The following is an 11,313-nucleotide window of genomic DNA, read 5'->3' on the forward strand; positions in this document are numbered from 1 at the left end:
ATCGCCTTCTTCCTCTTGTTTCCCGCCGCCCGGGCCGGGGGTCACCTCGACGCTTCGGTCAGTTCCCGGGACTCCTGCCCCGCCCCGGAACGGCCCAGGCCGCTGGGCCACCAAGCCCGCGCGCCCAGATCTCGTACCAGCGCCGGGACCAGCAGGGACCGCACCACCAGGGTGTCGAGCAGGACGCCGAAAGCGACGATGAAGGCTATCTGCACAAGGAACGCCAGGGGGATCACCACCAGCGCGGCGAAGGTGGCGGCGAGCACGACGCCCGCCGAAGTGATCACCCCGCCGGTGGTGACCAGCCCGCGCAGCAATCCCTCTCGCGCCCCGTGGTGCGCGGTCTCCTCGCGCACCCGGGACATGAGGAAGATGTTGTAGTCCACTCCCAGCGCGACCAGGAAGACGAAGCCGTACAGCGGAACGGACGCGTCGACGCCGGTGAATCCGAACACATGCGTGAAGACCAGCGTGGAGACGCCGAGGGTGGCCAGGAAGTTCAGTGCCACGGTGACCACCAGGAGCACGGGCGTCACCAGCGAGCGCAGCAGGACGATCAGGATGAGCAGGATGATCGCCAGGACGACCGGGACGATGAGCAGCGTGTCGTTCCTCGCGGTCTCCGTCGTGTCGTACCGCTGGGCGCTGTAACCGCCGACCATGACGCCGTTCTCGGGAGCGAGCGTGGCGCGTAGGCGCCTGACCGTGTCCTGGGCGGCGTCGCCGTCCGGCGCGTCGTTCAACGTCGCCTCCACCAGCACGAGTCCGTCGACGACCTTGGGGGTGTCACCCGGTCGTCCGCTCTGGGTCACCGCCGCGGCCTCGGACACACCGTCGACGCCGCGGGCCGTCTCCGCCACGGCCGCGGCACGCCCGGCGGGGGCGACGATGACCGCGGGCTGCCCCGACCCTCCGGGGAAGTGCTCGCTCAGCGTCGCCTGCGCCGCCACCGACGGCGCGTCGTTCACGAAGGTCTCGTCCAGCGGCACCCCCCTGGCGTTCAGTTGCGGCGCGAAGAGGGCGAGGCCGACGAGAGGCAGGATGGTGGCGATCCAGAGCCGGCGCGGATGGCGGTCGACCAGGGTGGCCACCCGGCTCCAGATCCCGCGGCCCTCGGCGCCGGTTTCGTCTGCCGGACGCGGCTTCGCCGGCCACAGGGCGACGCGGCCCAGCAGGACGAGAGCCGCGGGCAGGAAGGTGAGCGCGCTGAGGGCGGCGCACACGATGCCGATGGCGCCCACCGGGCCGAGCGCGCGGTTGTTGGTCAGGCTGCTGAGCAGCAGCGCGAGCAAGGCCAGGGCCACCGTGGCGGCACTGGCGACGATCGGCTCGAACGAGCGCCGCAGCGCGACGCGGCCCGCGGTGAAGCGGTCGCCGGTCGCGGCCAGTTCCTCCCGGAAGCGTGCGGTCAGCAGCAACGCGTAGTCGGTGGCCGCGCCGATGACCAGGATGAACAGGATGCCCTGCACCTGACCGTCGACCCGGACGATGCCTCGGTCGGCCAGGAAGTACACCACGGCGCACGCGAGGCCGAGTGCGAAGACCGCGCCGCCGATGATGATGAGGGGCAGCAGAACGCTTCGGTACACCGCGAGCAGAATGATCAGAACGGTGATCAGCGCCACCCCGAGAAGCAGGCCGTCGATCCCGGCGAAGGCGTCGGACAGGTCGGCCCGGGTGGCCGCCGGCCCCGCGAGCTGAGCCCGCAGGCCGTCGACCGCCACCACCGAGCCGATCCGCTCCAGGGTCTCCCCGAGCGAGTCCTCAAGGTCGGGGCCGAGCTGGACCACGCCCTGCAGCGCCCGGCCGTCGTCCGACGGGATGGAGGGCGTGGGCGTCCCGACGACGCCCTCCGTGCCGCGCAGTGAGGCGAGTGCCCGGGTCGCCGTGGCGCCTTGCTCGGGAGTGATGTCCTTGCCGTCCGCGGTCCACACCACGATGAGTGGCTGCGTCGCGTCCTCGCGGAACCGCTCCTGCACCCCCAGCGCGCGGGTCGACTCCGCACTCTGCGGCAGGAACGCGGCCTGGTCGTTGGTGGACACCTCGGTGAGCTTGCCGGCGAACGGCCCCAGCCCTCCACCGACGGCCAGCCAGACCACCACCAGCAGCGCCGGGACAAGCCAGCGGATCGGTCGCCGCGCCATGAGATCACCCTCCCACACATAACTCAACCATTAAGTATCTCAATGATTGAGTTAAAGTAGCATGGCTGTATGAAAGGCGACAGCGAGGAGAGCATCGACCTGCTCTCCTTCGCGGTGCGGCTGCGCCGGATGACCGCCGAGTTCAACCGCATCGCCCACGAGTTCGCCCACGAGCACGGCCTGCACCCCACCGACGTCCAGGCCCTGATGAAGATCTTCGACGCTCCGTCACCGATCACGCCGAGCCGGCTGCGGGAGGAGCTGAACCTCACCTCGGGTGCCGTCACCGCGTGCCTCGACAGGCTGGAGCGGGCCGGGCACATCCGCCGGGTCCGCGACGCGCACGACCGGCGCGTGGTCCACCTGCACTACCTTGGCGCGGCACAGGAACTCGCCGCGGTCTTCTTCCGCCCGCTCGGCCGTAGCACGGACAACGTCCTGCGGCGTTTCAGCCCCGAGGAGTTACGCACCGCGGCCGCCTTCCTCGACGCCATGAACGAGGAACTTGAGGCGTTGCGAGCCGAGCCTGGTTCTCACTGACCCCGCCCGCGACCACGTGGGCTGAACGGTCGCAGTTCTGGTACGGCGAGCTCGCCGAGGTGACCGCCACCCCGTGCGGGTTGCTGGTGGTGTCGATCATCGTTGCCTGTAATTTGCTCCCATGACAGAGCTTGAGAAGCTGGCCGGAAAGCTCCGGCGGTTCGCCGAGGTCAGGGACTGGGAGAGGTTCCACACGCCGAAGAACCTGGCGATGGCTCTGGCCGGCGAGGTCGGCGAGTTGCTCGCGGAGCTGCAGTGGCTGACGCCCGAGGAGGCCGCGAGCGTCATGGACGACCCCGAGGCCGCCGAGCGCCTCAGGTCCGAGGTGGCCGACATCATGATCTATCTGACCCGGCTCGCCGATGTGCTGAACATCGACTTCGTCGAAGCCGCCCACGTCAAGCTCGACAAGAGCGACAGACGCTATGACGTGGAGACCTATCGGGGGTCGGCCAGGAAGGCCCCGCCGCTCGCCTGATTTTGTCGGATGATCGCTGTAATGTGCCTGGCGTAGTGATGCGGCCCGACGGGCTTCCGCTCATCATCTGAGCACGGATAGGCCCCCATACCGCACGAGTCTCTCGTGCTGCCTGGGGGTAGGTCCGTGACGGCATTTCGGCATTCCGCCGAAAGTCTGGCCATGCTGGCGACCGACGGTTCGGTTCCCGAACGACGGTTGGGCGAAGTCATCGCCGAGCACCTCCGAAGGACCGCGCGCATCAACCCCTCCGACGCCGAGCGCAGGTCCTGGGACCGGAGCCTTCCCGTCCTGGCTCGCGACCTGGTCGACGCCGGGCTCGGCGCCGTCGAGATGCTGGTCGAGTACCAGCTCCCGCTGACCAGCAAGCGCGCCGACGTGGTCCTCGCCGGGGTCGACCGCCGCACGGGTGGTGACGCGTACGTGGTGGTGGAGCTGAAGCAGTGGAGCCAGGCCGAGCTGTTCGAGGACGACCCCAACCTGGTGCTCGTCAGAGGCGTGGCCGGGCCTCGCCTGCACCCGACCCTCCAGGTCCAGAACTACTGCGACTACATCACCGACTTCGTCGGGGCCCTGGAGGGCCGGAGCGAAGCGGTCAGGGGCGTGGCCTACCTGCACAACGCCGCCGACCTCGACGTCGAGGACCTCTATCGGGAGGTGCTGGGCGAGCAGAGCCGCATGTTCACCAAGAGCCGTCGCGGAGCCTTCCTCGACTACCTCCGCGAGCGTTTCGCCTCCGAGCCGGGCGCCGGCGCGGCCGACCGGTTGCTCACCAGCGCCGTCCGTCCGTCGAAGCAGCTCCTCAAACTCGCCGCCGCGGAGATCAGGGACCGGGAGCAGTTCGTGCTGCTCGACGAGCAGCGGCTGGCGTACGAGATCGTGCTGAACTCCGTCGACAGGGCGCGCAAGGCGGATTCGAAAGAGGTCGTCATCGTCAGCGGAGGCCCGGGAAGCGGTAAGAGCGTCATCGCGCTGTCGCTGCTGGGTGAGCTATCGCGACAGGGGCGCGACGTTCTGCACGCCACGGGGTCCCGCTCGTTCACCGAGACGCTGCGCCGGGTGCCGGGCAAGGGCTCCTCGAAGGTGAAGAACCTCTTCAAGTACTTCAACAGCTTCACGAAGGCCGAACGCAACGGTCTCGACGTCCTCATCTGCGACGAGGCGCACCGGATCCGGGAGACCTCGCAGAACCGATACACCCCGGCCCGCCTGCGCAGCGACCGCCGCCAGGTCGACGAACTGATCGACGCCGCCAGGGTGCCCGTCTTCCTGCTGGACGAGCACCAGGTCGTACGGCCCGGCGAGATGGGCACCGTGGCCGAGATCAGGAGCCACGCGGAGGCCCGCGGGTTCCGGGTTCACGAGGTCTCCCTCGACGAGCAGTTCCGCTGCGGCGGCAGCCGCGCGTACGAGGAGTGGGTGCTGCGCCTCCTCGGCCTGCGAGCCGGCGGCCCCGTGCCGTGGCTCGGCGACGACCACTTCTCGGTCTCGGCGGCCGAGTCCCCGCAGGTGCTCGAGGCCCTGCTGCGATCGAAGCTCGACAAGAGCTACTCGGTCCGGATGACCGCCGGCTTCTGCTGGCCGTGGAGCGAGCCTCGCGAGGACAACACGCTCGTCCACGACATCCGGCTTGACGACTGGTCCCGCCCGTGGAACGTCAAGGGCGAGCGCGCTGTGGGCGACCCAGGACGGTGGCTTCGAGCAGGTCGGCTGTGTCTACACCGCCCAGGGCTTCGAGTACGACTGGAACGGCGTGATCATCGGCCCGGACCTGGTCTACCGCGACGGCAGGCTCGTCACCGTCCGGGCGGCCAGTAAAGACCCCGCCCTCACCCGGGGAACCACTAACGAGCAGGCGGACCGGTTGATCCGCAACACCTACAAGGTCCTGCTCACCCGCGGCATGATCGGCACTTTCATTTATTCTACGGACCGTGAAACCCAAGAGTTTTTGTCTCGTCTCGCGACACAGAAAAGCTGACCACTGCGACCCATATATCCACCCACTATACTTTAGCCCGAATGCCGACCTCTTCGAGGACGACCTCATTATGGTCATCCTTCCGACTCGAGGGCGGGAGCCGACCACCCATCCTGTTCTCCAGGTCGAGGATTACTGCGAGCACCTCAGGAATCACTGCGGTTCACTACAGGCCACGCCCCACGCATCGAGCGGAGTCGTGTATCTTCACAACGCGCCGCGCGAAAACGTTCGGAGACTCTTCGGCCTCGCAGCACAAAAAACGTTCAGCTGTTCACCCTCAGCCAGCGGGGAGCATTCCTGGCATATCTTCGCTCTCGTTTTTCCAATGAAACCGATGCCATCGTCGCGAACCGACTGCTAGGCGGAAAGGCACATCCGAACAAGCACTTTCTCACCCAGGCTGTCGATTCACTAAAGGGCCGTAACCACCTTGTTCTTCTCGGTCGACAGAGTGATGCTTTTCAGATCAGCGCAGCGTTCTGGGTCAGCCCGACAACAACATGAGCACGTGAGAGGGGGATGCGACGATCACCGGAAAGAAGTTTCAGTCAGGCCGTGCGATCTCCAGAAAGACAGCGAACACAGTACCTTTGTAACAGTCAGAGAAAATTACCGATCTCCTTAACCTTGATCCCACGATGGGCTTCGCGCAGAAGAAGGTGGGGCCGACATCGGAGCGTCGAGGCTCTTGGACTCACGTACTGAATCGAAGCAAGAAATTAGCTCTGCGGCCAGAATCGGACGAGATACGACTCCAGATCGTAGGAGGTGCTCTGCCGATCGCCTCTGGACGGTTCCCGTAGGCGCCGCATGTAAGCGTGAATATTCCACACTGTCTCACGGCTCCCCAGGCCGAAGACCAAGAGTGGAGGGAAATGCTCCACCCAGTCCGTCAGGCAGACCTTGACGGAATCCAGGCCACGCCCGGTCCTGACGCGGTTGTTCCGTGATCGGGACGGGCGGTTGGTTTGTCGGAGCCGGCTGATAGTCATGGCAACGCCTTCACCACTGGAGGCGACCGATGACTTCGGAGGCTGACATGGGTCTTCTCGACGAGCTCTCCCCCGAGCAGCTCGGATGGCTCGGCGACGACCCCGGCCAGGTTCGCGCGGACCTGTTCGCCCGGCTCGACGAACTCTACGTGCCGGCGCGGCAGTGGCCGGCGCCGACGTTCAGCGAGAGGGTCTTCGCCGAGCTCGGGCCCAGGCTCGGCGACGCGCAGTGGCGCGCGCTGGGGGTGTGGGCACAGCTGCGGACGAGCCTCCATATCCACGGGACGCATCATCGCCCGGATCCGGCGCTGCTGACCACGCGGATCGCCCAGCGGAAACTCGCCTGGACCGGCGACGAGGTCGAGCTGCTCTGGCGAGCCGCGATCGGCCCCGGCCTGCTCGACTACCGCCACGAGTCCTCGACGGCCCTTCCGTGGGCGGCCACCGAGAGGCTCTCCCCCGAGGCGCAACGCCGCCATCTCCCGCTCATGCGCCAGATCCAGGAGAGCCTGGCCGGCAACCCGTGGGCGCCCCACTCCCGGCTCAAACGCGACATGGACATCTTCCTGGCGAGACACACGGAGAACGACCCCGTACGGGCCACGACCTACCTGGTCGGCGAGGGCGACGGCTTCGCCACCCTGCTCGCCGCCGAGTACGGCTCCCGCCTCGGCGATTCGAAAACGCTTCCCCTGTCGTGCCACTGGATCACCGCGACCGCCGCGCGCCCCGCGCCCACCTGGCTCCGACAGGCCGCCGCCCTGCTCACACCGGACACTGGCCCGCTCATCCGGGAGATCCTGAGCCGCGTCCCCGCCCACCGGGAGACGACGATCCGGCACCGCCACGACACCCACGAGTGGACCACGACGACCTATCTGAACGAACGCACCGCCGTGGCGCTGCGCGGCCTGATATGGACGTGCGGGCTGATCGACGAGCCGTGGGTGGTCCCGCTGCTCGGGGAGGTCGCCCTGGCGGCGGGCACCGGCATCGGCGGATCCGGGCCCAACTCACGCAGCGAGAAGCTCGTCAACGCCGCCCTGCTCGTACTGGCCGAGCACGGCGGCCTGGAGGTGGTGGCTCCACTCGCCCGGATGCAGACCAAGGTCAGGAAGAGGTCGATCCTGGCGAAGGTGGCGCGGACGCTGGACGCGGTGGCCGAACAGGCCGGGCTGAACCGTGAGCAGCTGCTCGACCGGACCGTGCCGGCCTTCGGGCTCGGCCCGGACGGCGTACGGGAGGAGAAAGCCGGAGAGCACGTCCTGCGGCTGGCGCTGGACGAGGCGGGCACACCGCTGCTGGCCTTTATCAATCCGGCCGGCAAGCCTGTCAGATCAGCTCCGAAGGCGGTCCGGGAGAGTCACGGCGGGCTGCTCGCCGAGTTCAGGAACACGCTCAAGGAGATACGGAAGACGCTGCCCTCCGAGCGGCTCCGCGTCGAGCGGGCGCTCGCCGAGGAGCGGCTCTGGCGCTGGAACCAGGTTGAGGAGTTCTTCCTCGACCATCCCGTCACCGGCGTCCACGGCAGGCGGCTGATCTGGCAGATTCTGCAGGGCCCCGCCGGGATACCGGTCAGGACCGCCGACGGCTGGGAGCTCACCGATCCGATCGGCCGCCGGATCCAGCCCCGTGCCGACACCCCGATGTGGCTCTGGCATCCCATCAGGGAAACCGTCGAGGAGGTTCGCGGCTGGCGTGACCACCTTCTGGAGATCGGGCTGCGGCAGCCGTTCAAGCAGGCCTTCCGCGAGGTCTACCTGCTCACTCCGGCCGAGGAGCGGTCCGGGACCCTCTCCAACCGTTTCGCGGGACACAGGCTGCGGTACGGCCAGGCCAAGGCGCTGCTGTCCGAACGCGGCTGGACCGGTCTTTCGCTCGGCCACTGGGACGCGGCGGGCGGCTCGGAGCAGAGCGAGGCCGTCAAGGAGGTTCCGGGCTGGCGGGTGCGCTGGGACATGCACCTTCCTATGGGGTCCTGGGAGACAGATCGCTACGGCGACCCGGCCTCGTTCTGCGTCGGCGATTCGATTCGGTTCGACCGCACCGGCTCCGGCCATCTCAGTGAGGAGTCGTGGGAGGGGGTTCCCGAACCGACGTCACTCGCCGAGGTGCCCCCGCTGGTGCTGTCGGAGGCCATGCGCGACGCCGACCTCACCGTGGGCGTCTCCTCCGTCGGCCTCGACCCGCATGGACAGGGCGACTACTGGAACTCCTACAACTTCGGCGACCTCACCGAGAGCGCCGAGGTTCGCCGCGACGCCCTGACCCGGCTGCTTCCCCGGTTGCGCATCGCCGACCGGGCCGAGCTCACCGACCGCTTCCTGCGGGTACGTGGCGACCTTCGTACTTACCGGATCCACCTGGGGTCGGGCAACATCCTGATGGAGCCCAACGACGCCTACCTGTGCATCGTCCCCGATGTCACACCCGACCAGGTCTTCCTGCCCTTCGAGGAGGAGGGCGGCATGCTGTCGGTCATCGTCTCCAAGGCGCTCCTGCTGGCCGGCGACGCCGCCATCACCGACCTGTCCATCACCCGCCAGATCAGGGGCTGACCCGACGCCCGCCAGGAGACGCGGCGCGTCTCCTGGCGGGCTCGCCACTCCGCGTCCGTACCGCCCTTCACAGAGCGAGCAGACCGGGAAACGCCTGTTCTGTGGCCTGCGGAATCTCCGATCCTCCGGCTACACGGGATCCTCATCGCCCGGCTCCGGACCGGCCGCCATCAGCGGGCCCAATCGCGAGGCGAGGCGTTCCTCGTCCACCGGTACGCGCGCCCTGTGCAAAAATGATCATGGCTTCTGTGAGCCGTGAACCGGTCCATCCGGATTGCCGAAAAGGTGTTCGGCACCGCCGAGGACACCGCCGAGGACCATCGAGAATCATCGAGGAGAGGATGTCGGTTGTCCGTGACGGACTCGGAGCTCGCCGGCGAGCTCCGCGAGCTCGCCGATCATCCTCATCTGGCGGCCCGCCGGGAGCAGCTGAACGACCTCGCGAACGCGATCACCGATCCCGGGGGAGCCGGACGCTGGTGCGAGGTCGACCTGTTCGCCGCGTTCGCTCCCGACGACAGCATCCTCGTGGACGACGAACCGGTGGAAACCACCTCCTCGCCGGGGAGACCGCGATGGCGCCGGGGGCTCGGTGCCGCCGTCGGTCCGGCCCTCGCCTTCGTACCGATCCTCATCACCTGGCTCGGGTTGATGATGGCCACCGGCGCCTACGGCGACATCCTCGACGACGGAGGGGCGGACGCGGCCCGACGGCCTTTCCTGGAGATGTGGCAGCAGGGCTTCGACGGCAGGCTGCCCCGGTTGTTCGAGTTCGACAACATCGCGCTCTGCACCCTCGTGGCCATCTTCTGCCTCATCTGCTGGACCGTGTACGAGAACATCGCGCGGAACAACAGGGAGGACGCCTCGGAGCGGGCGCTCCGCGCCCTTCGCGTCCGGCTTCGCGGGGCGCTGACCGACGCGAGCCTCGTACTCGGCCAGGTACGGCTCTCCTCCCCGGAGCGGTTCGGGGCCGAGCTCAGCAAGGCGGCGGCCGACATCGGCTTCGTCGGGACCACGGCGCGCAAGGTACACACCGAGCTGGTCGAGGCGCTCACCCTGACCCTGGAGGCCACCCGGAAGACCACGGACGCGCTGACCGGCAGCGCGATCGACGTACGCGACGCCGTCGAACTCCTCAACGGGCACCTCGCGGCCATCAACAACACCTGCGACGACCTCGCCGCGGCCGTGGCGCGGGCCTCGACCGTGATCAAGGTCCAGGACGCCTCCCAGAGAATCCGGACCCCGCGGTGACGGCCCGGCGAAGGACCCCCACCTCGACCCTGCTGGCCGGTTTACTCTTCGCCGACCTGCTGCTCGGGCTCACGATCATCATGCTGGGAACGCAGGCGCCGCTTCCCTCATCCGCCGAAGCCGCGGCGGACACCAATCGGCCGCAACCGGACATCGTCCGGTCCCTGCCGGAGAGCACCCGGCCTCCGGCAGAGAAAGCGGAAAAACCCGAGGTGGAGAAACCTGAGACGGGGAAATCCGAGGCGGGGAAGTCCGAAGTGGGAACCCCCCGAGGGGAAAAGCTCTCGAAGGAAAAACCGCCGGAGGAGTCTCCGTCGAAGGAGCGGAAGGAACGGGAGAAGAGCGAGGATTCCCCCGGGAAGGAAAACCCCTCCCGGTCCCTCCCCTGTGCCGATCTCGTCGGAGGGGTCCGGGCGGAACCGACCACGATCTCCTTCCGGGTCGCCCCCGGCGCCGGTGACGGCGTGCTGGCCGCGCGGGTACGCCAGGAGTTGCGCGGGTACGGGGACCGCCTGGCTGGACGGCACGCCGGCATGGTCCTCACCTTCGGCACCGGCGACGGCGCCGGGGAGGGTGTCCGCCTGGCCACGCGGGTCAACACGGTCATTCGCGAGGCGTACCCGCGCGTCTTCGGGACGGCCGTGACCCGGAACTTCCACGACCTCGCCGCCCCGAACGGATCGGTCTCCATGGAGATCTACTTCGTGCCCCATGGATGCTCACCAGATCCTACGAACCCGAGAAACCAGTAAAAGGGAGAAAGCCACCCATCGGGATATAGGCGCCACCTTTGAACCGTCCGGCCCAAAGACGACGGCCTTGAGGTCCGGCCGCTCCTGACCGGCCCCAGCTACTCCTGGTCCAGTCGCACGGCCTGCCGCGCGTAGTCGCGCAGGGCCTCCTGGTTCACGGCTTCGGGCTTCTTGAGCTTGACGTGCCTCGTCGTCTTCCCGACGCCCTCCAGCAGTCCGAAGGAGTCCTCGAACTCCGCGCCCCGCGCGAAGGCGAAGGTCAGGTGCGTCTTGCTGACGCTGATGATCGCCAGGAGCTTGCGGCCCTGCCATGCGGGCGACCCACGGCTGATCACCTCGGTCGCGTCGGGAGCGCACTCCTTCATGAGCGTACGCAGCGTCTCCACGATTTCCCGGTGTTCCGGCTGGACCTTGGTTTCGACGAACTCATCCACAGCTTCGCTGCTCATGAACAAGCCTCTCTGACGTCGCTCGTTGATGCAGGTGGCACACGTCCCTGCTTCCCGGCCGGTCGATCATCGGCGGGATGAGGCAGCATAGCCCGGCCGGAGAACGACGGAAACACGATATTTCGGGGTGCCCGGCCTCCCTGTAGGTGTGCCCTGAGG

Annotated in this window: 7 protein-coding genes and 1 pseudogene; 6 read left to right on the top strand and 2 right to left on the bottom strand. The window is 67.9% G+C overall.

From position 1 onward, the window contains the following. Positions 1–41: 41 nt before the first annotated feature. Positions 42–2,144 (bottom strand): MMPL family transporter, encoded by a 2,103-nt coding sequence (locus ABD817_RS11085; protein ID WP_344917724.1) that lies wholly within the window; start codon positions 2,142–2,144, stop codon positions 42–44. A gap of 69 nt (positions 2,145–2,213) precedes the next feature. Here ABD817_RS11085 and ABD817_RS11090 point away from each other — a divergent pair, with 69 nt between their 5' ends. The 6 genes and pseudogenes from ABD817_RS11090 (at position 2,214) to ABD817_RS11115 (ending at position 10,705) form a co-directional block, all read left to right on the top strand. Next, entirely contained in the window at positions 2,214–2,684 is a 471-nt protein-coding gene (locus tag ABD817_RS11090) for a MarR family winged helix-turn-helix transcriptional regulator (protein ID WP_344917725.1), read from the top strand. Positions 2,685–2,805: 121 nt separating this feature from the next. Continuing rightward, a complete protein-coding gene (locus tag ABD817_RS11095; RefSeq protein WP_344917726.1) occupies positions 2,806–3,162 on the top strand; it encodes a nucleotide pyrophosphohydrolase in 357 nt (118 codons plus the stop codon). 678 nt (positions 3,163–3,840) lie between these two features. After that, positions 3,841–5,143 (top strand): annotated as a pseudogene (locus ABD817_RS11100) (DNA/RNA helicase domain-containing protein). Between the two features lie 1,024 nt (positions 5,144–6,167). Continuing rightward, positions 6,168–8,696, top strand: a complete 2,529-nt coding sequence (locus tag ABD817_RS11105; RefSeq protein ID WP_344917727.1) for a DUF4132 domain-containing protein — start codon at positions 6,168–6,170, stop codon at positions 8,694–8,696. A 354-nt stretch (positions 8,697–9,050) separates the two neighbouring features. Then, complete coding sequence (locus ABD817_RS11110; RefSeq protein ID WP_344917728.1) at positions 9,051–9,953, top strand: hypothetical protein; 903 nt, start codon at positions 9,051–9,053, stop codon at positions 9,951–9,953. After that, entirely contained in the window at positions 9,950–10,705 is a 756-nt protein-coding gene (locus ABD817_RS11115; protein ID WP_344917729.1) for a hypothetical protein, read from the top strand. The genes ABD817_RS11110 and ABD817_RS11115 overlap by 4 nt, the downstream gene beginning before the upstream one ends. A 98-nt stretch (positions 10,706–10,803) precedes the next feature. Here ABD817_RS11115 and ABD817_RS11120 read toward each other — a convergent pair whose 3' ends face one another. Then, a complete protein-coding gene (locus tag ABD817_RS11120; RefSeq protein WP_344917730.1) occupies positions 10,804–11,154 on the bottom strand; it encodes a DUF1801 domain-containing protein in 351 nt (116 codons plus the stop codon). Positions 11,155–11,313: the final 159 nt, after the last annotated feature.

Origin of the sequence: Streptosporangium oxazolinicum (assembly GCF_039537505.1) — a bacterium.
Lineage (GTDB): Bacteria > Actinomycetota > Actinomycetes > Streptosporangiales > Streptosporangiaceae > Streptosporangium > Streptosporangium oxazolinicum.